Source organism: Shimia aestuarii, from assembly GCF_900114635.1.
In the GTDB taxonomy this organism is placed as follows: Bacteria; Pseudomonadota; Alphaproteobacteria; order Rhodobacterales; family Rhodobacteraceae; genus Shimia; species Shimia aestuarii.
The window spans coordinates 98,024-121,976 of record NZ_FOTQ01000001.1 but is presented as its reverse complement, the minus strand read 5'-3'; the positions used below and the strand labels follow the sequence as shown (position 1 = coordinate 121,976).

Here is a 23,953-nt window from a genome sequence, read left to right as displayed (position 1 = left end):
TGATAGATGTTCCTGCGGGAACCCCGAATTCCGCCGGGTCGCAGGTGAATGTTAGCGGAAACATGGTCAGGAAAAGAAGGCAGCGGTGTGCAGGGGCCAGAGTTTTTTGATGAAGGTGAACTGGTGGCGGTACTGACGACACAGCCGCTGGACCGATTCCTTGACTACAAAGCGCCCGAGGGTGGTTGCGTCGAAGGGGCCTTTGTCGAGGTGCCGCTGGGGCCGCGTCGGGTTCTGGGCGTGGTTTGGGGCAAAGGTGAAGGCGGTTTCGATATCAACCGCATCCGGCCCGTGAACCGGGTTCTTGATGTCGCACCAATGGGCGACGACATGAAAGCCTTTCTGACGCGTGCGGCCGACTACACGCTGACGCCGCTGCATGCGATGCTTCGGCTGGCCACGCGCGCGCCGGGGCTGAGCGACCCACCGTCGATGCGCAAGGTCTATCGGCTGGACGAAGGGGAACCGGATCGCCAGACGGATGCGCGGCGTCGGGTCCTGGAAACCTTGCACGAATATGGCGGGCTGGCCTTTACCATGGGCGAGTTGAGCGAGATGGCCGGAGTCACGAACTCGGTGATCAAGGGGCTCGTCAAGCAGGGTGTCGTGCGCGAGGAAGACACGCCACGGGATTTGCCGTTTCCCCGGCTGGATCCGGACTATGGCGGCAAGGCTTTGACCGAGGAACAGGCGGTAGGGGCGCAAGCCTTGAAGGCCGGTGTGCGGTCGGGGCGTTATGGCACGACGCTGCTTCGGGGGGTGACGGGGTCGGGCAAGACCGAGGTGTATCTTGAAGCCGTGGCCGAGTGTCTGCGCATGGGGCGGCAGGCATTGGTGCTGTTGCCTGAGATCGCGTTGACGGCAGAGTTCCTGACGCGGGTCGAGGCGCGGTTTGGCGCGCGCCCGGCGGAGTGGCATTCCGGCGTGACCATGACCGAGCGCCGCCGAACATGGAAGATGGTCGGGCAGGGGGACGCACAGCTTGTGGTGGGCGCGCGATCAGCCCTGTTCCTGCCCTATCGGGACCTCGGGCTGATCGTGGTCGATGAGGAGCATGACACGTCTTACAAACAAGAAGACGGTGTCCTTTACAACGCGCGGGACATGGCCGTACTGCGCGCATCCTTGTGTGACGCGCGGGTGGTGTTGGCCTCGGCCACACCGTCGCTGGAAAGCTGGGCCAATGCGGAGGCCGGGAAATATGACCGGCTGGAGCTGACCGCGCGCTATGGCGCGGCGGTGTTGCCCGAGATGCGCGCGATTGACATGCGGGTCGAGGATTTGCCGCGCGACCGCTGGATTTCCCCGACGCTCAAGGCGGCGGTGGACCGGCGCATTCTGGCTGGCGAGCAGAGCCTGTTGTTCATCAACCGGCGTGGCTATGCGCCGGTGACGATCTGTCGGGCCTGTGGGCATCAGGTGGGCTGTGATCATTGTGATGCGCGCATGGTGGAGCATCGCTTTCTCAAGCGGCTGGTCTGTCATCAATGCGGCGAGACCAAGCCGATGCCGGAGGCCTGTCCGTCCTGTGAGGTCGAAGGCAAGCTGGCGCCGGTTGGTCCCGGTGTGGAGCGGCTGGCGGAAGAGGCGGGCAAGCTCTGGCCCGAGGCGCGGTTGGCGGTGTTGTCGTCGGACCTGTTCGGATCGGCACGTGCGCTCAAGGAAGGGATCGAGACCATTGCCGCGGGTGGGGCCGATATCATCATCGGCACGCAGCTGGTGGCCAAGGGACATAATTTCCCGCTACTGACGCTGGTCGGGGTGATTGACGCCGATCTGGGGTTGCAGGGGTCGGATCTGCGCGCCGCCGAGCGGACGTTTCAGTTGATGCGGCAGGTGGCGGGGCGCGCGGGGCGGGCCGAGAAGCCGGGGGTCGCGATGTTGCAGAGCTATCAACCCGAGCATCCTGTGATCCGGGCCATCCTGGCCGGGGATGAACTGGGGTTCTGGAAGGCCGAAGCGGGTGAACGGCGTCATGCCGGGGTGCCGCCCTATGGACGGATGGCGGGGATCATCCTTTCAGGGGGCGATGTCAGCCAGGTGTTTGATCTGGGCAATGCGCTGGCACGCAATGCCGGGATGCTCCGGGCGATCGGGGCCGAGGTCTATGGGCCCGCACCTGCGCCGATTGCACGGGTGCGCGGGCGGCATCGGGTACGTCTGCTGGTCAAGGCGGACAAGGGCGCGCCGTTGCAGGCGGCGCTGGCCGAGTGGGTTGGGCAGTTCCGGCTCAAGGGCGATTTGCGGCTGGCAGTGGATATTGATCCGCAGAGTTTTTACTGAACTTTGAGCGGAAGGGGGCGTTGCCCCCTCTTGAGCCTGACGGCTCAATTCACCCCCAGAGGTATTTTTGGCAAAATGAAGCCTGAGGTGGATCAGGCTGTGGCCGTGGCGCCGCCGCGCTGGTCGACGAGGAAGTCCGTAGCGATGGCACCGAGCCACATCGCAAAGAGCGCAACCCAAGCGGTGCCCGCAAAGATCGAGCCTCCCGTAACACCCGCGCCGATCGCGCAGCCGCCCGCAAGCATCGCGCCAAAGCCCATCAGCACGGCCCCGGTCATGGCGCGGCGCATGTTGGCTTCGCCTTCGAACCCTTGGAACTTGAACTCGCCTGCAAGCGATGCGGCGAGGAACGAGCCGATCACCACGCCCGGCACAAGCCCGACGTCGAATTCCAGAACCGCATTGCGATCCAGAAAGAACATCAGTGTGTGGGCGGACGGACCTGAGAAGGTGGCGCTTTCGATCTGGACAGGTTCAAAGGCGACCTGCGCGAGCCCGTAGGTGAGCACCCACCCGACGGCAACGGCAAATCCGACACCGGATGCAAATATCAGGCGGGAGGCGCCGATCCGGTTGCGCCGGGCAATGATCAGCGCCAGCACGGCCATGATCGCCCCGAAGATCAGGCCCGACAGGTCGGGCAGGCCAAAGGCGGCGATGAGGTCGACATTGCGGCCTTCGGAGGTGATCCAGAGGCTGGCAAGGCGGTCACGCAGGGGCGAGAGCAGCCCGGCAAGGCTCATCTGGGCGACAACGGCAAAGATCAGACCGGAGATCACGGAGCGCAGGTTGCCGGTTGCGGCCAGCACGAGAAGGCGCCCGGAGCAGCCGCGCGCCAGCACCATGCCGACGCCAAACAGCAAACCGCCAATGATGGCGCCCGACCAGCTTCCGGGGACGGCCATCATGCGGGCGTCGGCCGAATGCATCAACCCCAAGGCTTGGGCGCCCTGCACCCAGACAATAGCGGTGGAGATGGTCAGCAGCCAGACCGCGACCTTGTCGCCCAGTTCGCCGCGCGCAAACTCCACCGTGGCAGCGCGCAAGCAGAAACGGGATCGCTGCGCCGCGATCCCGAAAACCAGACCCGTGATCAGGCCAAGCACCGCCGCCGTCGGGGCTTCGCCGATGCTTTCGACAAGAGTCAGGATATCCATGCCGCCACCTATAAAAAAATGCGAATGCGTGGATATATGCGCGGGGAATCACTTTTGTGCATTGATTCAGATCAGACCTGCGGGTTTTTGCACTCGCCAAGCTGTCGCAACAGGCGTATTCGGACCACATGTTAAACAAAATCACCCTTGATGAGGCGGCGCATCTGCCGGTTTGGCGGCGTCCCGTGACACTTTTGTTCCTGATGGCGCTGGCGATGCCAATTGCCTTCAACACCTGGTCGGCGCTGCTGAACAACTTCGTTGTCGAAGTGGCTGGGTTTGACGGGGCGGATATCGGCCTTTTGCACACGGTTCGCGAGATTCCGGGCTTTTTCGCCGTTGGTGTGATCGCGATCCTGATGGTGATGCGTGAGCAGGTGCTGGGGATGGTGTCGCTGTTCCTTCTTGGAGTGGCGACGGCGGTGACAGCATGGTTTCCGTCGCTTGCGGGTATCCTGACGATCACAATGCTCAGTTCGATCGGCTTTCACTACTATGAGACGGTGAACCAGTCGTTGCAGTTGCAATGGCTGGACAAGGCGCGCGCGCCCAAGGTGCTGGGCTGGTTGTTGGCCGCGGGGTCTGCAGCGACGCTGGTGGCCTATGGGCTGATCGTGTTGACGTGGAAGCGGTATGAGCTGGAATACAACACGGTTTACCTGCTGGGTGGTGGGGTCACTGCGGTGATCGCGGTCTATTGCTTCGTTGCTTTTCCGCAATTCGAAGCCCGCACCCCGCAGGTGCGCAAGATGGTTCTTAAGAAACGCTATTGGCTGTATTACGCGATGCAGTTCATGGCGGGCGCACGGCGACAGATTTTTGTCGTCTTTGCCGGGTTCATGATGGTCGAACGCTTTGGGTTCGACGTGCATGAGATCACGGGGCTGTACCTGATCAACCTCGTGATCAACATGGTTGCGGCGCCTATGTTCGGCGGCGCGGTTGCACGGTTTGGCGAGCGGAGGACACTGATCTTCGAATACGCCGGGCTGGTGATCGTGTTCCTGGCCTATGGCGGTATTTATTTCTTTGGCTGGGGCGTTGTGCTGGCGGCCATACTTTACGTGGTCGACCACATGCTGTTCGCACTGGCGCTGGCGCTGAAGACGTATTTCCAGAAGATCGCCGACCCCGAAGATATCGCGCCCACGGCGGCCGTGGCCTTTACCATCAACCATATCGCGGCGGTGTTCCTTCCGGTGCTGTTGGGGCTTTTGTGGCTGGCGTCCCCCGGGGCGGTGTTTGCGCTGGCGGCGGCGATGGCGGCGGTGTCGCTGGCCTTGGCCACGCTGATCCCGCGCCACCCGGAAAAAGGCAATGAAACGTGCCTTGTGCGCTATGCGCCGAGCCCGGCGGAATAAGCCATGCAGCGGCGCGGGCGGTTTCTGGACGGGTCGACCATGGGTCACGTGGTTCGCATGACCCTGACCGGGGCGGTGGGGATCACCTTTGTCTTCCTGGTCGACCTGGCAAACCTTTTGTGGATTGCACGGATCGGAGACCAGAAGCTCGTCGCCGCCATTGGCTATGCCTTCGCGATCCAGTTTTTCGCGGTGTCGATCGGTATTGGCTTGATGATTGCCGGGACCGCGCTGATCTCGCGCCGGATCGGGATGGGGGATTTTGAGCGGGCGCGGCACGAGGCGACAAGTGCAATGGTGTTGACCATTGCGGTGCAAACTTTCGTGGCGCTTCTGTTTGTGTCGCTGCGCAAGCCGATGCTGGCGCTTGTGGGGGCGGAAGGCGAGACGCTGGCGCTGGCGGCGCGTTACATCCTTATTTCCATGCCGTCGCTGATCGTGATGGCAATCGGCCTTGCCGGACAAGCCTGTCTCAGGGCCGAAGGGGACGGGCGGCGCTCGATGTTTGTCACGCTCACCTCCGGTGCGGTGGCGATGGTGATTGATCCGTTCCTGATCCTCGGGCTTGGCCTTGGGCTGGATGGGGCTGCGATGGGGGTGGTGCTGTCGCGCTTTGTGATGGCGGGCATGGCGATGCGTTTTGCGATTGGCGTGCACAACCTTTATGCCCGCCCCGCGATCTGGGCGATCCGGCGCTGTGTGGGTCCGTTTGCCAAGGTTGCTGTCCCTGCAATCCTGACCCAGATGGCTACGCCATTTGGCAACTACTTGTTGACCGGGGTCATTGCCGGGTTCGGAGACAATGCCGTGGCGGCCTGGGCTGTGGTGAACCGGCTGATGGTGGTGGCCTTTGGGGGGATCTTCTCACTCTCTGGCGCGGTTGGCGGCATCTTTGGGCAGAATTACGGGGCTGGCCTCTATGATCGGCTGCGCATGACCTTCCGCGACGCGCTGGTGTTTTGCGCGGGCTATACGCTTTTGGCATGGGCCTTGCTGGCCGCGACGGCGCAGCTTGTGGTGCAGGGCTTTGGCTTGGTCGGTGAAGGTGTTTTGGTCTATGAGGCCTTTGCCTATGTCGGGGCCGGGGCGTTCATCTTTACGGGCGCCTTATTCGTGTCGAACGCCACCTTCAACAACACCGACAAACCAGCGCGCTCGACCATGCTCAACTGGCTGCGGGACGGTGTCCTGATCCTACCGGTGGCGTGGTGGGCGGCTTCGGTCTTTGAGGCGCCGGGCGTGGTTTATGCCCAATCCGGTGTAGGTGCGGCGGTGGGTCTTTTGGGGGCGATCTGGAGCTGGCACTACCTGCGTGGGATCGGGCGGCCTGTTTAAAGCGTTGACCTTGCCTGTCGGGCGCACTAGGCCGCTCAGAACCCTTTAGGAGACCGTCATGCCCACATTCACCGCCCTGACCACCCTTGTTGGAAAAGCCCAAGCCGATCAGCTGGGCGAGGCGATGGAACGCCTGAACCCCGAGCCCACTGGCGTTGGGGTCTTTGAAATCGAGGACGGCTCGGGGCTTTGGGAAGTTGGTGGGTATTTCATCGAAAGTCCGGACGAGGCCGGTCTCGCGGTGCTTGCAGCCGCGTTTGGGGCCAAGCCTTTCGTGGTCAGCGAGTTGCCGGAAACCGACTGGGTCGCCAAGGTCAAACGGGAGCTGGCGCCGGTCGAGGCAGGTCGGTTTTTCGTATATGGCAGCCATGACGCAGACAAGGTGCCCGAGGGCAGCGAACCGCTTCTGATCGAGGCGGCCATGGCCTTTGGCACCGGTCATCACGGCACCACGCTGGGATGTCTCAAGGCGTTGGACCGATTGGCGAACGAAGGTTTCGTGGGGCAGAACGTGGCCGATATCGGCTGTGGCACGGCGGTGCTGGCGATGGGGGCCGCGCGCATCTGGCCCAATCCGGTGTTGGCCAGCGACATCGACGAGGTCGCGGTCGAGGTGGCCGTGGCGAATGCCAAGGCCAACGGGCTTGAGGGGCGGGTCATCTGCCTTGAGGCGGCAGGGTTTGGGCATCCGGACCTTGCGGTCAAGGCTCCTTATGACCTTGTGTTCGCCAATATTCTCAAAGCGCCCCTGGTGGATCTGGCTCCGGACATGGGGGGAAATATCGTGGCCGGTGGCCATGCGATCCTCTCGGGCATCCTGAACGAACAGGCGGACGAGGTGGTCGCGGCCTATGACGCAGCCGGGTTCGATGTTCATACCCGCGAAGAGATCGGGGAATGGACGACGCTGACGCTGACCCGGCGGTGAAACCCTGAGCGATCCAGATAGAATCGGGCGGCCTTGGTGCCGCCCATTTTTTGCGTAGCACCGCGCTAATGTTTCTGAAAATCAGACAGTTATAGATTGTTTGGGTGAACTGTTTCCGGTTGGCAGGGTGAATTTTGGCGTTTTCGCCCCATTTGTCTTGAAACCGCCGCAATTGGACTGCGACGCCACATTTTTGCCACATTTGAAGGCCATTTTGGCCATGTTTGGTGGGGGCCAAACACGAGTAAGTTGCCATGAGTGAATCACACGCAGAGTTTCACGAGCGTCTGGCCAACATCTATCGCAATGAGGCCAAGGGACGCCGTTCCCGCAAGCGGGTTGCCATTAATCGCGACGGTTATGTGATCGTGCGCGGCGCCGGGCGTCGGCGCGGCATTCCATGGACCGGTCTGATGATGGTTGTCGTCGCCTTCTTTGGGATAAAGGGCGCGATCATGGCCCAGTATGGCCCCGATTTTTACACGCAGCATGTGGCGCGTCTGGATGGCGGTTCGGTTGTCGAACAGGCCGCCGCGTGGACCATGCGCGCCGATCCGGTGTCGCGTTGGGTTGCGGTCCAGATCAAGACATTCAAATAACGCTGACCCTCCAATTCAGCTCAGTGCAAAGGCTCCGCATCTCTCTCTGCGGAGCCTTTGTCGTTCGCCTGCCCAAAAGGCACAAAAAAACCGTGGCCCGGACGAGGCCACGGTTTTCTGATCGGATCGACCGACCTCTGCGCCCGGCAGGGGCGCGCAGGTCAGATCAGGGTGTCGATATCACCGCGCGACAGACCGATGTCTTCGAGTTCGCGGTCGGTCAGCTGGTGCAGGGTGTTGCGCGTCACGCGGGTTGCGTTCCATGCGGAGAACGCGGAAACGGCGTTGACGAGGGTCTGACCAATACGGCCAGCAAAACCGGGGGTGTAGACGTTGTCATAAGTGGCCATATCAATCTTCCTTCTGTTGTGTGGTGAACGATGGTCCGTTGATGATGAGCGGCAAATATGGACGTTCTGCACAACAAACAAGCAGCAAAAACATCATAGGTGCCATGCAATTTCTGCATTGGTCGCATCCGGTCGAAAACCCTGTAAAACAAGGGCGAAAACGACGCCTTAAGTGTCGTTTTCAGGCGTCATTCCGCGTCGCTCCAAGGCCGGTGTCGCGCGCGGGTGCGCAAGTGTCGCAAAATCGCCTCGGCGTATTCCGCTTGGTGTTTGTTCTTGTTTCGTGCTACTGCTTCAAAAAAGCAACAAATTGCAGGCGGCAGGGGCGACAACATGCGTGTTTTGGGAATTGACCCCGGGTTGAGGAACATGGGCTGGGGTGTCATCGAGGCAGATGGCAGCCGACTCAGCCATGTCGCCAACGGAATTTGCCATTCGGTCGGGACAGATTTGGCGGCGCGGCTGCTGTCTTTGCATGAGCAACTGACCGATGTGGTGGCGCGGTTTCAGCCTGATCAGGCGGCGATTGAACAGACCTTCGTGAACAAGGACGGGGCTGGAACGCTCAAGCTGGGTCAGGCGCGGGGCATCGCGCTTTTGGTGCCGGCGCAGGCCGGGCTGGAGATCGGGGAATATGCGCCCAACAAGGTCAAGAAGACGGTTGTGGGTGTGGGACATGCCGAGAAGCAACAGGTCGAGCATATGGTGAAGCTGCAATTGCCCGGTGTGGTGATCAAGGGAGCGGATGCCGCCGACGCGCTGGCGATTGCCATTTGCCATGCGCATCACGCGCGGGCCGGGGCGGGCTATGCCGCCGCTTTGAAGAGGGCCAGCGCATGATTGGGAAACTGACGGGGCGTGTGGAATACCGGGCGGCAGACCACGTGCTGATCGACGTGCGGGGCGTGGGCTATGTGGTCTATTGCTCGGAGCGGACATTGGCGGCGTTGCCGGGGATTGGCGAGGCGGTGTCGCTTTATACCGATTTGCTGGTCCGGGAAGATTTGCTGCAATTATTTGGGTTTACGTCCCTTCAGGAGAAGGAATGGCATCGCCTGCTGATGAGCGTGCAGGGCATTGGCGCCAAGGCGTCGATGGCGATCCTGGGCGCTTTGGGCGCGGATGGGGTGAGCCGGGCCATTTCTCTCGGAGATGTGACCGCGATCAAGGCAGCCAAGGGGGTGGGCCCCAAGACGGCACAGCGGGTGGTGATCGAGTTGAAGGATAAGGCGCCGGAGGTGATGGCGCTGGGTGGGACGTTGGGACAGGCCCTGGAGGGGGCGCCGGCGTCAGAGGGTGCGCTTGTTGAGGAGGACCGCGCGCCGGCGGTTGTGAAGCCTGCGCCCGTTGTGAAAGGCGGCGGCGCGGCGGTGCAGGCGGATGCGTTGTCGGCGTTGAGCAACCTAGGATATGGGCCGGGTGAGGCGGCTGGCGCGGTGGCGCAGGCGGCTGGCGAAGACCCGGACGCGGATGCGGCCGGATTGATCCGCGCCGCGCTTAAGTTGTTGGCACCGAAGGGATAAGTCATGGATCAGCCGGACCCGACATTGCGCCCTGATCCCCGGCCCGAGGATGCCGACCGCGCTTTGCGCCCGCAGGTGCTTGATGAGTTCATCGGGCAGGCCGAGGCGCGGGCGAACCTCAAGGTGTTCATCGAGAGCGCGCGGCGGCGGGGCGAGGCGATGGACCACACGCTGTTCCATGGGCCGCCCGGATTGGGCAAGACCACGCTGGCGCAGATCATGGCGCGTGAGCTGGGGGTGAGCTTTCGCATGACGAGCGGGCCGGTGCTGGCCAAGGCGGGGGACCTGGCGGCGATCTTGACCAATCTCGAAGCGCGGGATGTGCTTTTTATTGATGAAATTCATCGCCTTAACCCGGCCGTGGAAGAGGTTCTCTATCCGGCGATGGAGGATTTCGAGCTTGATCTGGTGATTGGCGAAGGGCCTGCGGCGCGGACCGTCAGAATCGAGCTGCAGCCCTTTACGCTGGTCGGGGCGACAACGCGGCTCGGGTTGCTCACGACGCCGCTGCGCGACAGGTTCGGCATTCCGACGCGGTTGCAGTTTTACACCGAGGATGAGCTCAATGAGATCGTCACCCGCAATGCCCGCAAGCTGGGGGTGCCTGCGGAGGATGCAGGGGCGCGGGAAATTGCGCGGCGGTCGCGCGGAACACCCCGGATTGCCGGGAGATTGCTGCGCCGGGTGGTGGATTTCGCGCTGGTCGAGGGGGATGGGCGGATCACAAAAACCCTTGCAGATGGGGCCCTTACGCGGCTTGGCGTGGATCATCTCGGGCTTGACGGGGCGGATCGGCGCTATCTGCGGTTCATTGCCGAAAACTATGGTGGCGGGCCGGTGGGGATCGATACGATCAGTGCCGCTCTGAGCGAGGCGCGGGATGCGATTGAAGAGGTGATCGAGCCGTTTCTCTTGCAGCAGGGGTTGGTGCAGCGCACGCCACGGGGGCGGATGCTGGCGCAGAAAGCCTGGGCACATCTGGGGTTGCAGGCGCCGAAACGGGGCGAGCAGGCACAGCTGTTTGACTAGGCCTCGGTCGGGGCGTTCTGAGTATTTTTGGCAAAATGAAGAGGTTAACGGCGCGTTGCGGTGGCGGGCGGCGTGGCTTGGCTTGTGTGGGGCGAATCGTGGGAAAATGTCTTGGTTAACAGGGGAATCGGCCTGCGGTTTTGCGTCGGTATCACGTCGGTATTGCGTCGGTCTGGAAGGCCGAATTGGGCCGGTTAAGGCGGCGGCCGGTGTCTTCAGTGGCGCGCGGGCCGGGTCATGTGTGAGTCGGGGTGAAAAATCGAGGCGGTTTTTCATGGGCCTGTCCGGGGCAGCCGGGTCTTGCCTCTTGGAGCGTGGGCAGGCATGAAGCGCCCGGTTGGATTTTCAGGAGAGAAGCCGATGCCGCGTCTGATGCCGGAAGAGATCGAAGCGCTGTTCACCCGCAATGATGGCAGCTATGGGTTTGCCCGCTGGGGTCGCCCGATCGCGCCGATCGTGTTCGGGGTGCAGGACGAGACGCTGGGCATCGTCAAGGGCGCGATCGAGGCGGTTGTGACGCTGGCCGGGCATCAGATGGCCGAGACCGACCCGGAGTTGGGCGCGAACCTGATGGTATTCTTTTTCCGCGAATGGGACGAGCTTTTGGATGTGCCGGACCTTGGGCGGCTGATCCCGGAGCTTGCGCCTTTGGTGGGGCGGCTCAAGGACGCGGATGCGACCCAGTACCGGGCGTTCCGGTTTGATGACCAGGGTGGGATTCAGGCGGCATTCGTGTTCCTGCGTATGAATGAGGCGATGTCCGAAATTCCGGCCGAAAGCCTTGCGCTTGCGCAGGCGGTGCAGGTGATCCTGCTCTGGGGGGATCGGGCCTTTGCCGAGCGTTCGCCGCTGGCGGTGTTGCCGGAAAGCGGCGCGACGGTGCTGCGCCCGGAGATCGCCGGCGTGATTGCTGCCGGGTATGACCGGATGATGCCGGTGGCGGCGCAGGATGCGAGCCATGCCTTGCGCTTGTTTGCGCGGCTTCAGGGCGACGACTGATCACTTTCGCGCCAGCGCGCAGGCGTTGTGCGGGGATAAGGCTTTGATCGCGTGAGGCATCGTGGTCTCGTGAGTGCATCATGCATTCGGGGAGGATCTCATGAACGACGTGCCCATCATTGCCGCCAAGACACCCACCAAGGTCGATCTGGAGAAGGGCAAGGATTATCATTGGTGCCGCTGCGGGCGGTCCAAGAACCAGCCTTTTTGTGACGGCAGCCATCGCGGCACCGATATCACCCCGTTGAAATTCACCGCTGAGAACGATGGGGCCGCGACCCTGTGCCAGTGCAAGGGCACGGCCAACGCGCCGTTTTGCGACGGGACGCATGCGCGGTTGGGAGACGCCGAGGTGGGCGACCCGGCACCCAAACCGTCCTCGGACGTGCCGCAGGCAGAGCCGACCCCGGAAGAGCCGACCGTGGCGCGCATTCATGCGCTGGCGCGGGACGGGCTGAGCAAGCTGGGGCACCACGGCGAGATGGGCGCGATGGGCGTGCCACGCAATGATCTGCCGCATTGGGACGATATCCAGATCCTGCCCGCGCAGATGGCGCGCAAGCCGCTGTTGGATGAGGCCGCGGTGGCGACGCAGGTGGTGATCGGGCCGCGTGCAAAGAAGCCTTTGGTGTTGGATATTCCGCTGTTCGTTTCGGACATGAGTTTTGGGGCGCTTTCGGAAGAGGCCAAGACCGCTCTGGCACGTGGCGCGGAGATGGCCGGGACCGGAATCTGTTCGGGTGAAGGGGGCATGCTGCCCGAGGAGCAGGCGGAGAATTCGCGGTACTTCTATGAACTGGCCTCGGCACGGTTTGGCTGGGATATCGACCTTGTGGAGAAGGTGCAGGCGTTTCATTTCAAAGGCGGGCAAGGGGCCAAGACCGGGACCGGGGGGCATTTGCCGGGCGAGAAGGTGCAGGGCAAGATCGCGCAAGTGCGCGGGCTGGAGCCGGGGCAGGCGGCGATTTCGCCAAGTACCTTCCCGGATTTGCAAGGCCCCGAAGATTTTGCACGGATCGCGGATCAGGTGCGCGAACGCTCGGGCGGCATTCCGATCGGGTTCAAGCTGTCGGCCAATCATATCGAGGATGACATCGATTTCGCGCTGGCCGCGGGGGCCGATTACATCATTCTGGATGGTCGGGGCGGAGGCACGGGCGCGGCGCCTTTGATTTTCCGTGACCATATCTCGGTGCCGACCATTCCGGCGCTGGCGCGGGCGCGGCGGCATCTGGACGCGAGGGCGGGGCGCGAGGTGACATTGGTGATCACCGGCGGGCTGCGAGTGGCCGAAGATTTCGTGAAGGCGATGGCGCTGGGGGCGGATGCGATTGCGGTGAGCAATGCGGCGATGCAGGCCGTGGGCTGTATCGCGGCGCGGATGTGCAACTCGAACAATTGCCCGGTGGGGATTGCCACGCAAAAGCCGGAGCTGCGCAAGCTGTTGGATGTGCAGGGTGGGGCCGAGAAACTGGCGCGCTATTTCGGGGCCAGTGTCGAGTTGATGCAGGTGCTCGCGCGGGCCTGTGGGCATGACAGCCTGTCGGATTTCCGGCGCGAGGACATCACCACGTGGAAGAAGGAGATGGCCGAGCTGAGCGGCGTGCGCTTTGCCGGGGTGGGGTTGGGATAGCGGTTGAAAAGCCCGTGCGGCTTGCCTAGCAATGGGGCAGCCGCACCGGGGAGCCAAATGCGATGACCTACACACTGCCGATCCGCGTCTATTACGAGGACACCGATATGGGGGGGATCGTGTATTACGCGAACTACCTCAAGTTCATTGAACGCGGGCGCAGCGAATGGGTGCGCGAGATCGGGCTTGATCAGCACGAGATGAAGGCGGAAGGGATCGTCTTTGCTGTGCGCCGGGTAGAAGCGGATTATCTCGGGTCGGCCAAGCTTGATGATGAGCTTATCGTGGTGACAGAGGTGGCCAACGTGACGGCGGCGCGGCTGGTGATGGAGCAATGGGTGAAACGGGGCGAAGAGGTGCTGTTTCACGCCATGGTGACGGCGGTGTGCATGAACGAGGCCGGGCAGCCGGTGCGGCTTCCGGCGAAGGTGCGTCAGCTGATGCATTGAGGGCGCGGGGCATGTGTTGCGTGTGGTCGAGAGGGCGAAAGCCGGTGTTCGGACGTGCCAAGCGATACCTGCAACGAAGTGCTCGGATGTCGGGGCAACCTTGTTGATGAATATTGGGCCATGAGTCATCCTAGGCGGAAATGCCGGAACGGACGTGAAACCTCCTGAACTTGCGACAAGTGCTTTCGCATGTTCCTATGGACCGGACCCAGAACTCCGGAGGCTGCGATGACGCGCGCCAAACAACTCCTTGCCAAAACGACCGGTTTCGCCCTCGTGGGCACTTTACTGACATCAGGATCCGGCGCCGCCGAGTGCAGCGTCGACACCATTCCAATTGTTCCCGACATGCGGATCGTAAGCGCGGAGGCGTCGTCAAGCCCGGCCGCGCATTGCCGTGTCGTTGGCGAAATCGGCACCGAAATCGGATTTGAGTTGCTGCTCCCCGACGCGTGGAACGGGAAATTCGTCATGGGCGGAGGCGGAGGGTTCTCCGGTGATTTCAATAACGCCGTCTTGGGTCTGGCGAACATCCTTGAGGACGGATGGGCGACAGTAACAACAGACACAGGCCACAAGGGTAACAACATCGTGGCAACCTGGGCGCTTAACAACCTCGAACGGCAGGTCAATTTCGGATTTCTGGCGGTGCACAGAACTGCGGTCGTCTCAAAGGCGATCATCACCGCATATTATGGGGCGGAGATCCAGCGTAACCTCTTCTTTGGCTGTTCTCGAGGTGGTGGGCAGGCCATGATGCTCGCACAGCGCTCTCCCGACCTGTTCGAGGGGATCTATGCAGGTGCTCCGGCATACTCCTGGACGAAGGAAATGGCCGGTCGGTGGACCTATGACGCCATGAACATGTACCCGGATCCGAACCAGATTTCCTTGCCAGTGATCGACGCGGATGCGCAGGCTCTCATTGGAAAGGCGATCATGGCGCGATGCAACGCGATTGACGGGCTTGAGGACGGGATTCTGAATGATCCGCGACAATGCGATTTTGAGGTTTCAAGCCTGCAATGCGGCGCAGGCGAAACAAATCAATGTCTCAGCGAAGAGCAAGTTCGTGTGGCAGAGGATCTCTACCGCGAGGTGGAGTTCGGGGGCACTTCCTGGCCCGGTATGCCCATGGGCGTGGAATTGCCCGGCAACCCGCTGGGATGGTCGACCTGGAATACGGGAGGCTATGTGGAAGGCGCTGCTCTGGATTTCCATCCGGGTGACGGGGACGAGGAGGGTGTTGCGTACGAAGCCCCACCGATCCCGAACGCGACCTGGGGCTTTTCTTCACAATTGATGAAGAACTTTTTCTACAGTGATCCTGATTGGACCTACGCGGGGTATGATTTTTCGGATTTTGCGCACCACGCCGCGCGCGTTGGTCCTACGCTTGATGCGGACAATCCTGACCTCTCCGCGTTCAGGGCCAACGGCGGCAAGCTGATCCTCGACAACGGTTGGATGGATGGATCTTTGTCGCCTTACGGAACCATAGATTATTACGAGAAGGTGCTGGAGATGGACCCGAGTGCCCGTGACGACGTGCGCTTGTTTGTGCGCCCGGGGGTCACCCACTGCCGGTTTGGGCCGGGACCGGACGGCACAGATTATGTCGCAGCGCTCGTAGCATGGTTGGATACAGGCGTGGCCCCCAATCAACTCGCCGCGCCTTATGTGCATCCGGTGACACGCGAGCCGACCGGACAGGGAGGGCGGATCATCTGCGCTCATCCCGCGGTGGTAACCTACGATGACGCTGGCGACCCGAACGACGCCGGTAGCTTCAGTTGCCAAGTTCCGCAGTGAAAGGTTTGAGCTGACAGTTGTGAGCAAGGCGGCCAACGTGACGGCGGTGTGCATGAACAAGGCCGGGCAGCCAGTGCGGCTTCCGGCGAAGGTGCGCCAGCTTATGCATTAAGGGCGCGGGGGCGTTCAGCGAGGATGAACTATCGGTTTTTCTTGTATCTGTGCCCGCCGTTTTCGCAATCATAACAAGTCTATGTTTTGATCTTTTACGTTGCTAAGCTGTCTCCTGAAGTGGAGCCACGAAATGGAAGGCCGTCTTGTGACAATCCTCGCGCTGGACGTTGTTGGATACGCGCGGCTGATGCACCGGAATGAAGAGGCAACACTCGTCAACCTGAGCGCATGCCGCGGCATGGTGGACCATCACATCAGCGAACGTGGCGGCCGGATTTTCGGAAGCGCGGGGGACAGCGTCATCGCCGAGTTTGACAGCCCGGTTCAAGCCGTGCGCTGCGCCGTGGCGATCCAGACGCAAATGTCGGATCCGGACAGGACGCCTTCGCAAGACCCGGAGTTCCTGTTTCGCTGTGGTATCAACCTTGGTGACGTGATCCGGGAGGTGAACAACCTTTTTGGCGAAGGCGTGAATGTCGCGGCGAGGCTGGAAGCCATCGCGGAGCCGGGCGGGCTGTGTATTTCGCAATCGGTGTTCGAGCATATCGAGGGCAGGGTCGAGGCCGATTTCGTTAACTTCGGTCCCATGAACCTCAAGAATATCGGCAAGCCGGTCACGGTGTACGGATGGCTTTCCGACAGGGCGGAGCAGCGCGTCGAAAATCCTCTACAGGACAAGCCGGTAGTTGCCGTGCTTGAGTTTGAAACCCTTGGGGCCGTGGGACAGTCTTTTCTTGCCGAGGGGCTCTCGGAAGAGATTATTACGACCTTGTCCAAGGTCCCTGGACTGTGTGTCGTGTCGCGCCATTCCTCGGCGGCCTATGCGGCGCGCGATGTCGACATTCGACGAATTGGAATGGAACTCGGGGCAAGCCATATTCTTGAAGGTAGCATTCGAGAGGTCGGAAACCGGGTGCGCATCAGCACTCAGTTGCTCGATGCGACAAGTCGGCAGCATGTCTGGACGGACCGGTACGACCGGGAGCTCGAAGATATCTTTGACCTGCAGGATGACATTTCACTTAGTATTGCCAAGGCGCTTCACGGGGAAATCCTGGAAGGCGAGATGGCGTTCGAGCGGGGTTCGGGGACTCGGGATCTGCGAGCATGGGAGTTGCAGGTTCGGGCGAATGAAGCAATGCGAAGCATCACGCGGGAGACCAGCGCGGCAGCGCGGATCATGGCGCAAAAGGCCCTGATTATTGATCCCGATTACGCGTCTGCGATGACCACGCTGGCCCTGACGCATGGACTTGATGCGCGACACGGGTTCAGCCCGTCACGAGCGCGTTCGCTGACTTTGATGCGGGAATGGGCGGAACAGGCGCTTAGTATTGATGACAGGAGCGCCGAAGCCCATGGCGTACTGGGGTTTGCCGACAATATCGAAGGTAAGAATACGAGTGCGCAAAACCACTTTCAACGCGCGCTGGAGATAAACCCCAGCCATGCAGAGGTCACGATACGGCTGGCCCTGTCGCAGATATTTAACGGTGAAGAGGCCCAAGCCGTCCGAACCGCCGAAAGGGCGATGCGGCTGTGCCCAAAGCATCCGCCGTATTACTTTGGCGTTTACGGTTTTGCCCTGCGGTCGGTGGGGCGGTACGAGGAGGCCATATCGGCGTTTCGCAAGTATGGCGCAAAGGTCGAGGGGTTCGGATTGATCGACCTTGTCATCGTTTACATGCAGATCGGAAACGAGGCGGCGGCGCGCGAACACGCGGCGCTTTTGCTGAGGTATCGCCCGAATTTTACCGTGCGTGAGTGGGCCAAGACGCAGCTTTACAGCGTCAAGAACGGCGGGAACGCAGATATCGAGGCGTTGCTGAAAGCGGGATTGCCGGAATGAAATCTCTTTTTGGCGCAATTGCAGGGCGTAAGTGGAAAGATCGCGAATTGAGCGGAAACCGGCGGTGTGCGTCATTTGATGCATTGAGAGCGCGGCGTTACACGCGCTTGGTGCACGGCGAGTAAAGCCATGCGCGGTTTTCCGCGTCTGACGTCAATTTGATGGCTTTCCCCGTTTAACTGCGCTAGTTTTGCTGCAAAACAAGGCCCGATAACGGGACCGCAATAAAGAGCAGGCAGAATGGAAGCAGCAGTCGACTTTTCCATGTGGGCGCTTTTCGCGCGCGCAACGCTGACCGTGAAACTGGTGATGGTGCTGTTGATCGCGGCGTCGTTCTGGTCGTGGTCGGTGATCATCCAGAAAACCATCCTTTACCGCGCCGCGCGGCGCGAGGCGAAGCGGTTTGATCGGGCATTCTGGTCCGGGGAGCCGCTGGACCAGCTTTTCGAAGAGCTGGGGCCGGAGCCGCGGGGGCGTTCGGAGCGGATATTTGCCGCCGGAATGGTTGAGTGGCAGCGCAGCCACCGGCAGGACGGGGGGCTGATTGCCAATGCGACAAGCCGGATCGACCGGAGTATGGACGTGGCGATCGTGAAAGAGGCCGAAGTGCTGCAGAAGGGATTGCCGGTCCTTGCCACGGTCGGGTCGACCGCGCCGTTTGTCGGGCTGTTCGGCACGGTCTGGGGCATCATGAACGCCTTTATCGAGATTGCGGCACAGCAGAACACCAACCTTGCGGTCGTCGCGCCCGGCATTGCCGAGGCGCTTCTGGCGACGGGGCTGGGTCTTTTGGCGGCCATTCCGGCGGTAATTTTCTACAACAAGCTGAGTTCCGACAGTGATCGGATCATTGCCGGGTACGAAGCTTTTGCCGACGAGTTCGCCACCATCCTCAGCCGCCAGTTGGACGCCTGAGCCATGGGCGCGGGGGTCATGCAACCGGGGGGCGGGGGCGGCAAGCGGCGGCGACGCACGCGGCGGCGCAGTGCGCCGATGTCCGAGATCAACGTCACGCCTTTTGTCGATGTCATGCTGGTGTTGCTGATCATCTTCATGGTGGCCGCGCCGTTGCTGACGGTGGGTGTGCCGGTGGAGCTGCCCAAGACGGCGGCCAATCCGCTGCCCGGAGAACAGGAAGAACCGCTGACAGTGACGATTGCCGAGGACCTGAGCATCACCATCCAGACCTCGCGCGTGTCACCCGAGGAACTGGTGCCCAAGCTGCGTGCCATTGCGGAAGAACGGGCGTCGGATCGGGTGTATCTGCGCGCGGACGGGAAGATTCCCTATGAAGCGGTGGTGCAGGTGATGGGCGCGCTCAATGCGGGCGGGTTCAGCGATATCGGTCTGGTGACGGATATCGGGGGGCCGTCGCTGGGCGGTCCTGAGAACTGAGGCGCGCGCGTTGCATGTCGGGCATTACATATCGGGCGCGGCGCATGCCGGGCTGATCGGGTGGGTCCTTTTGGGCGGGGCGTTCCGTTCAGAGCCGCCGCCCATGGAGGTGACAGGCGTGTCGGTGATCACATCCGAAGAGTTTGACGCGGTGATGCGCGCGCAGGAGGCGCCCCGCCCCGAAACGGAGGTGGCCGTGCCGGTCATTCCCGAGGCCGAGGTGGAGACACCGGACATGACCTCGGAGCCGGACGCGCCCGTGGATGTGCCCGTCCCGCGCGAGGCCGAGGCCGGGGGGCCGGATGGCGCACCGGAGCTGAGCGAGATCGCCCCGCCCGAACCGCAGGATGTGACGGATGAGGCGCCGGTGCTGGAAACGCCCGAGGTGGAAACGGCGGTGGTTGTGCCGGAACGCTCGGTGCGCCCTGTGCCGCGTCCCGCGCCGCGTGTCGCCCCCGAGCCGGTCGCCCAGCCCAAGCCGGACACGACCATTGCGGACGAGTTGCAGGAAGCCACCAAGCCCGATGAAAGCGGCCAGGTCGCCGAGGAGCCGAAGGAGGAAACCGCCCCGGAGGCGGCGACAACCGAGATCGTGACCGAACCCAAGGAAGCCGAACAGGCCAGCGCGGCACCGAGCCGGTCCCTGCGTCCCCGCACCCGCCCGGCGGCGCGCCCCGATCCCGGACAGGGAACGGATGCCGCTGTTGCCGCCGCCTTGGCCGAGGCCGCGAGCGAAACCGCCCCGGCGGCGCGCGCGCCCTCGGGGCCGCCGCTTACGCAGGGCGAAAAGGACGGGCTGCGCGTGGCGGTGCAGGATTGCTGGGTCGTGGACGTGGGATCGCGCGCGGCGGATGTCACGGTGACGGTGGGCTTCTCGCTTGACCAGAACGGCAAGGTGTCGGGCGACATTCGCCTGATCAGTGCGGCCGGGGGGGACGAGGCAGCGACGCGCACGGCGTTCCAATCGGCGCGGCGTGCGGTTTTGCGGTGCCAGAAAAACGGCTATGATCTGCCGACGGAAAAATATGACCATTGGCGCGACGTCGAAATTACTTTTAATCCGGAGAAAATGAGGCGCAAATGACCAGATTCTTCGTAAGCCTTCTGTTGGGGCTGTTGATACTTGGCCCGGTGGCCCCGGTGGCCGAGGCCCAGAACGGACCGCTTCGGATCGAGATCACCGAGGGCGTGATTGAACCTTTGCCTTATGCGGTGCCCGATTTCGTGGCCGAAACGCCCGGGTCGAACCAGATTTCCAAGGATATCAGCCGGGTGATCGCCGAGGACCTGAGCGGCACCGGATTGTTCCGGGAAATCCCGGCCAAGGCGCATATTTCCACGATCACCCATTTTGGCAGCCCGGTTCAGTTTGCCGACTGGAAGGCGATCAACGCGCAGGCGTTGATTACGGGCGGCGTGAGCGTGAGCGGCAACCAGCTTGAGGTGAAATTCCGGGTCTGGGACGTGTTCGCCGGGCAGGAGCTTGGCAATGGCTTGCGCTTCAAGGGAACGACGGATGGCTGGCGGCGCATGGCGCATAAGGTGGCGGACGCGGTCTATAGCCGGATCACCGGTGAGGGCGGCTATTTTGACAGTCGCGTGGTGTTCGTGAGCGAGACCGGCCCGAAGAATGACCGCAAGAAGCGGCTGGCGGTCATGGATTACGACGGGGCCAACCTGCAATACCTGACCGACAGCAGCGCGATTGTTCTGGCGCCGCGCTTTTCGCCCAAGGGCGACCGGGTGCTTTATACGAGCTATGAAACCGGGTTTCCGCAGGTCTACGTGATGGATGTGGGGTCGGTACGCCAGAAGGTGCTGTCCAATGACAGCGGCACGATGAGCTTTGCGCCGCGCTTTTCGCCCGATGGCAAAAGCGTGGTGATGTCCGTGACCGAAGGCGGCAATACCGACCTTTACAAGATGGATATCGCCAGCGGCAAACGCCAGCGGCTGACCAATAGTCCGTCGATCGAGACCGCGCCCTCCTATAGCCCGGACGGTTCCAAGATCGTGTTTGAGAGCGACCGCTCGGGCACGCAGCAGCTTTACGTGATGAGCGCCAATGGCGGCGAGGCGACGCGGATCAGTTTCGGACAGGGGCGGTACGGCACGCCGGTGTGGTCGCCGCGCGGCGATCTCATTGCGTTCACCAAGCAGAACAAGGGCCGTTTCCATATCGGGGTGATGCGCACGGATGGCAGCGAGGAGCGTCTGCTCACGGCGTCGTTCCTGGATGAGGGGCCGACATGGGCACCCAACGGGCGGGTGATCATGTTCACCCGCGAAACGCGCGGGGCCGGGGGTGTTGCGGCGCTTTATTCGGTGGATGTTTCGGGGCGCAACCTGAAGCCTGTAAAACTCAACGGCGGGGGATCGGATCCGAGCTGGTCCCCGCTCCAGTAGCGGCAATATTTCAAAGGCAGGGGCGATGTGATAAGACATCGCCAAAGACCAAGGGAAACGAGGCGAGGCATAGAGTTATGAGCATTTTCAACAAGGCGGCCCTTGTGGCCATGGGCCTGACATTGGCAGCCTGTTCGAACAACGACATGTTCGGCGGCGAGGATCAGTACAACAGCGGCAACAGTGGCGCGACCGCAGAGGCGGGCAGCGTGGACGATCCCACGTCGATCGCGCATTTCCAGCAGGTCGTGGGCGACCGGGTGCTGTTCGAGGTGGACCAGTCGACGCTTTCCGAGCAGGGGCGGCTGACGGTGCTGTCGCAGGCCAACTGGTTGATGGCAAACCCGGAATACACGGCGGTGATCGAAGGTCACGCCGATGAGCAGGGTACGCGCGAATACAACCTTGCGCTGGGCGCGCGGCGCGCCAGTGCTGTGCGCGAGCTGATGGTGGCGCAGGGCGTTGCGGGCAACCGGCTGCGCACGGTGAGCTATGGCAAGGAACGTCCGATCGAAATCTGTTCCGAGGAAAGCTGTTATGCCCAGAACCGTCGCGCGGTGACGGTGCTGGCTGCAGGGCTGACGGGGTAAGGGATCATGCGGGGGCAGGTATTTGCGAGCGTTCTTGCCGTGGCCGTGGCAATGGTGCCGGTGGCGGGGCTGAGCCAGTCGCGGGACGAGACTTTGGCGGATATCCGCCAGCAGCTGAGCGTGCTTTATGTCGATATCCAGCGGCTCAAGCGCGAGTTGTCGACGACCGGGTCGCCGGGCACGGCGACGGTCGGCGGATCGGCGTTGGAGCGGCTGGACTCGATCGAGGCGCGGCTGCAGGACCTGACCGGCAAGACCGAACAGCTTGAATACCGGGTGCAGCGAATCGTGGAAGACGGGACCAACCGGATCGGGGATCTCGAATTCCGGCTGGTCGAGCTGGAAGGCGGAGACGTGAGCGCGCTGGGCGAGACCTCGACCCTTGGCGGGGATACCGGAACGGCGCCGAGCTTTGGCAGCGGGACCAACGACATCGGGTCCGGCGATGGTACGGCGACGGAGCTGGCCGTGGGCGAGAGCACGGATTTCGGGCGCGCCAAGCTGGCGCTGGAAAATGGCGATTACCGTGCGGCTGTGGACCAGTTTACCGCCTTTGTCGACACCTATCCCGGCAGCCCGCTGGAAGCCGAAGCGCATCTGCGCCGGGGGCAGGCGCATGAGGGGTTGGGTGAAAACACCCGCGCGGCGCGCGCTTTCCTTGAAGCCTATAGCGGGGCGCCGCAGGGCGATGTCGCGGCAGAGGCGCTCTATCATCTGGGTCGCTCGCTGGGCCGGTTGGATCAGACCAACGAAGCCTGCGTGACATTGAACGAGGTCAGGGTGCGTTATCCCGGATCGGGAGAAGTGCCCAAGGCACAGGCCGAGATGGCCCGGTTGCAGTGCCCGTAACGCTGCAGGACCGGCTGGCGAAAGGGCTGGCCGGGGTTTTTCCAGAAAATGAGCGGCCCCGGATCGGGGTCGCGGTATCGGGCGGCGGCGACAGCATGGCGTTGTTGGATCTGTTGCGCGTGGCGGGGACCGAGCTGGCCGTGGTGAGCGTGAACCACGGATTGCGCGCCGAGGCGGCGGAGGAGATAGCGCTCGTGGCGGAGTATTGCGCCCGGTTCGGGATTGGTCATGAGGTGCTGGCCTGGGGCTGGGACGGGCGCGGCAGCGTGCAGACCGCGGCGCGGGACGGGCGGCGGGCGCTGATCAGCGATTGGGCAAAGCGGCGCGGGATCGGGCATGTGGCGCTGGGCCATACGGCGGATGATCAGGCGGAAACGGTGCTGATGCGGCTGGGGCGCGGGTCGGGCGTGGACGGGCTGGCGGCGATGGCGCCGATTCTGGCGCGGGACGGGATTGTCTGGCTCCGGCCCTTGCTGGACGTGCGGCGCGCAGAATTGCGTGACCATCTGCGGCAGGCGGGGCTGGTCTGGGCGGATGATCCGAGCAATGAAGACCCGGCCTATGACCGGATCAAGGCGCGGCGGGCGCTTGAGGTGCTGGCCCCCCTGGGAGTGAGCGTGGAACGGCTGACCCGCACGGCGGAGCATATGGCTCGGGCACGGGCAGCGCTGGACTATGCCGAGCGGCAGTTGGTGGCGGAGGCAGTGACCTTTGATGCCGGGGATGTGGTGATTGCGCTGGCGGCGTTCGATGCGGCCCCCGAGGAATTGCGCACGCGGGTCGTCGCGCGGGCGCTGAACTGGGTGTCGGGGCAGGTTTACAAACCGCGTTTTGATGCGCTGCAAGTCGCACTGGCGTCCGATAAAACGACGGCCCTGCATGGCTGTCTTGTGATCCGCAAGGCGCAAACGCTGCGTATCACTCGCGAATGGGCGGCGGTGGCCGGCGTTCGATGTGATATAACTGCCGCGTGGGACGGGCGGTGGCGTCTGGACGGACCGGGGCAGGCGGGGCTTGAAATTGCCGCGCTGGGCGAGGCGGGCATTGCAGAATGCCCGGACTGGCGCACCACCGGGCGCCCGCGTGTTTCGGTGCTGGCAAGCCCTGCGGTCTGGCTGGGCGCGCGGCTTGTGGCGGCGCCTCTGGCGGGACGGGCGGAGGGCTGGACAGCACGGATCAGGGCCGGGCGGGCGGATTTCTTCTGATCTCGCCCCGCCGGATGGCAATTATCGCATTGAACATGGTCGTGTGATGTCTATTTAACTGTGACGCGCGCTGTGTTAGGCACGGCG

At 62.7% G+C, this 23,953-nt stretch carries 22 protein-coding genes; 20 read left to right on the top strand and 2 right to left on the bottom strand.

The window, feature by feature from the left end; genetic code table 11:
* Nucleotides 1-48: 48 nt before the first annotated feature.
* Nucleotides 49-2,283 (top strand): primosomal protein N', encoded by a 2,235-nt coding sequence (locus BMZ35_RS00610; protein WP_093090020.1) that lies wholly within the window; start codon nucleotides 49-51, stop codon nucleotides 2,281-2,283.
* Between the two features lie 92 nt (nucleotides 2,284-2,375).
* Here BMZ35_RS00610 and BMZ35_RS00605 read toward each other — a convergent pair whose 3' ends face one another.
* Nucleotides 2,376-3,440 carry a YeeE/YedE family protein gene (locus BMZ35_RS00605; RefSeq protein WP_093090019.1) on the bottom strand — a complete coding sequence of 355 codons (1,065 nt, stop codon included), beginning with the start codon at nucleotides 3,438-3,440 and terminating at the stop codon, nucleotides 2,376-2,378.
* A gap of 128 nt (nucleotides 3,441-3,568) precedes the next feature.
* Here BMZ35_RS00605 and BMZ35_RS00600 point away from each other — a divergent pair, with 128 nt between their 5' ends.
* From BMZ35_RS00600 to BMZ35_RS00585, 4 genes are all read left to right on the top strand, one after another.
* Nucleotides 3,569-4,801 carry an MFS transporter gene (locus tag BMZ35_RS00600; protein ID WP_093090018.1) on the top strand — a complete coding sequence of 411 codons (1,233 nt, stop codon included), beginning with the start codon at nucleotides 3,569-3,571 and terminating at the stop codon, nucleotides 4,799-4,801.
* Between the two features lie 3 nt (nucleotides 4,802-4,804).
* Entirely contained in the window at nucleotides 4,805-6,136 is a 1,332-nt protein-coding gene (locus BMZ35_RS00595; RefSeq protein ID WP_242654664.1) for an MATE family efflux transporter, read from the top strand.
* Nucleotides 6,137-6,194: 58 nt separating this feature from the next.
* Nucleotides 6,195-7,064, top strand: a complete 870-nt coding sequence (locus tag BMZ35_RS00590; RefSeq protein WP_093090017.1) for a 50S ribosomal protein L11 methyltransferase — start codon at nucleotides 6,195-6,197, stop codon at nucleotides 7,062-7,064.
* A gap of 254 nt (nucleotides 7,065-7,318) precedes the next feature.
* A complete protein-coding gene (locus tag BMZ35_RS00585; protein ID WP_093090016.1) occupies nucleotides 7,319-7,663 on the top strand; it encodes a hypothetical protein in 345 nt (114 codons plus the stop codon).
* Between the two features lie 161 nt (nucleotides 7,664-7,824).
* Here the strand turns inward: BMZ35_RS00585 and BMZ35_RS00580 are convergent, their stop codons facing one another.
* Nucleotides 7,825-8,013 carry a DUF1127 domain-containing protein gene (locus BMZ35_RS00580; RefSeq protein WP_093090015.1) on the bottom strand — a complete coding sequence of 63 codons (189 nt, stop codon included), beginning with the start codon at nucleotides 8,011-8,013 and terminating at the stop codon, nucleotides 7,825-7,827.
* Between the two features lie 333 nt (nucleotides 8,014-8,346).
* On the opposite strand from BMZ35_RS00580, the gene ruvC reads away from it, so the two are divergent.
* From ruvC to tilS, 15 genes are all read left to right on the top strand, one after another.
* Entirely contained in the window at nucleotides 8,347-8,853 is a 507-nt protein-coding gene (gene ruvC, locus BMZ35_RS00575) for a crossover junction endodeoxyribonuclease RuvC (protein ID WP_093090014.1), read from the top strand.
* Nucleotides 8,850-9,536 (top strand): Holliday junction branch migration protein RuvA, encoded by a 687-nt coding sequence (gene ruvA, locus BMZ35_RS00570; RefSeq protein ID WP_093090013.1) that lies wholly within the window; start codon nucleotides 8,850-8,852, stop codon nucleotides 9,534-9,536. Before ruvC ends, ruvA begins: the two co-directional genes overlap by 4 nt.
* Nucleotides 9,537-9,539: 3 nt before the next feature.
* Nucleotides 9,540-10,565, top strand: coding sequence for a Holliday junction branch migration DNA helicase RuvB (ruvB, locus tag BMZ35_RS00565; RefSeq protein WP_093090012.1), 1,026 nt, complete (start codon nucleotides 9,540-9,542; stop codon nucleotides 10,563-10,565).
* Nucleotides 10,566-10,925: 360 nt separating this feature from the next.
* Nucleotides 10,926-11,564, top strand: coding sequence for a hypothetical protein (locus BMZ35_RS00560; protein ID WP_093090011.1), 639 nt, complete (start codon nucleotides 10,926-10,928; stop codon nucleotides 11,562-11,564).
* Between the two features lie 100 nt (nucleotides 11,565-11,664).
* Nucleotides 11,665-13,197, top strand: coding sequence for a glutamate synthase-related protein (locus BMZ35_RS00555; RefSeq protein WP_093090010.1), 1,533 nt, complete (start codon nucleotides 11,665-11,667; stop codon nucleotides 13,195-13,197).
* A gap of 62 nt (nucleotides 13,198-13,259) precedes the next feature.
* Nucleotides 13,260-13,646: a tol-pal system-associated acyl-CoA thioesterase gene (ybgC, locus tag BMZ35_RS00550; RefSeq protein ID WP_093090009.1), complete on the top strand. Its 387-nt coding sequence runs from the start codon at nucleotides 13,260-13,262 to the stop codon at nucleotides 13,644-13,646.
* Between the two features lie 228 nt (nucleotides 13,647-13,874).
* Entirely contained in the window at nucleotides 13,875-15,458 is a 1,584-nt protein-coding gene (locus tag BMZ35_RS00545) for a tannase/feruloyl esterase family alpha/beta hydrolase (RefSeq protein ID WP_165609977.1), read from the top strand.
* Between the two features lie 244 nt (nucleotides 15,459-15,702).
* Nucleotides 15,703-17,421 carry an adenylate/guanylate cyclase domain-containing protein gene (locus BMZ35_RS00540; RefSeq protein ID WP_093090007.1) on the top strand — a complete coding sequence of 573 codons (1,719 nt, stop codon included), beginning with the start codon at nucleotides 15,703-15,705 and terminating at the stop codon, nucleotides 17,419-17,421.
* 240 nt (nucleotides 17,422-17,661) lie between these two features.
* Nucleotides 17,662-18,336 carry a protein TolQ gene (tolQ, locus tag BMZ35_RS00535; protein WP_093090006.1) on the top strand — a complete coding sequence of 225 codons (675 nt, stop codon included), beginning with the start codon at nucleotides 17,662-17,664 and terminating at the stop codon, nucleotides 18,334-18,336.
* Between the two features lie 3 nt (nucleotides 18,337-18,339).
* Nucleotides 18,340-18,816 carry a protein TolR gene (gene tolR / locus BMZ35_RS00530; protein ID WP_093090005.1) on the top strand — a complete coding sequence of 159 codons (477 nt, stop codon included), beginning with the start codon at nucleotides 18,340-18,342 and terminating at the stop codon, nucleotides 18,814-18,816.
* Nucleotides 18,817-18,826: 10 nt separating this feature from the next.
* Entirely contained in the window at nucleotides 18,827-19,900 is a 1,074-nt protein-coding gene (locus BMZ35_RS00525) for a hypothetical protein (RefSeq protein WP_093090004.1), read from the top strand.
* On the top strand, nucleotides 19,897-21,222 hold the full coding sequence (gene tolB / locus BMZ35_RS00520; RefSeq protein WP_093090003.1) for a Tol-Pal system beta propeller repeat protein TolB: 1,326 nt from the start codon (nucleotides 19,897-19,899) through the stop codon (nucleotides 21,220-21,222). The genes BMZ35_RS00525 and tolB overlap by 4 nt, the downstream gene beginning before the upstream one ends.
* A gap of 77 nt (nucleotides 21,223-21,299) precedes the next feature.
* Nucleotides 21,300-21,812 (top strand): peptidoglycan-associated lipoprotein Pal, encoded by a 513-nt coding sequence (gene pal / locus BMZ35_RS00515; RefSeq protein ID WP_093090002.1) that lies wholly within the window; start codon nucleotides 21,300-21,302, stop codon nucleotides 21,810-21,812.
* 6 nt (nucleotides 21,813-21,818) lie between these two features.
* Nucleotides 21,819-22,661 carry a tol-pal system protein YbgF gene (ybgF, locus tag BMZ35_RS00510; RefSeq protein ID WP_093090001.1) on the top strand — a complete coding sequence of 281 codons (843 nt, stop codon included), beginning with the start codon at nucleotides 21,819-21,821 and terminating at the stop codon, nucleotides 22,659-22,661.
* Nucleotides 22,652-23,866: a tRNA lysidine(34) synthetase TilS gene (gene tilS, locus BMZ35_RS00505; RefSeq protein WP_242654663.1), complete on the top strand. Its 1,215-nt coding sequence runs from the start codon at nucleotides 22,652-22,654 to the stop codon at nucleotides 23,864-23,866. The genes ybgF and tilS overlap by 10 nt, the downstream gene beginning before the upstream one ends.
* The last annotated feature ends 87 nt before the right edge of the window (nucleotides 23,867-23,953 follow it).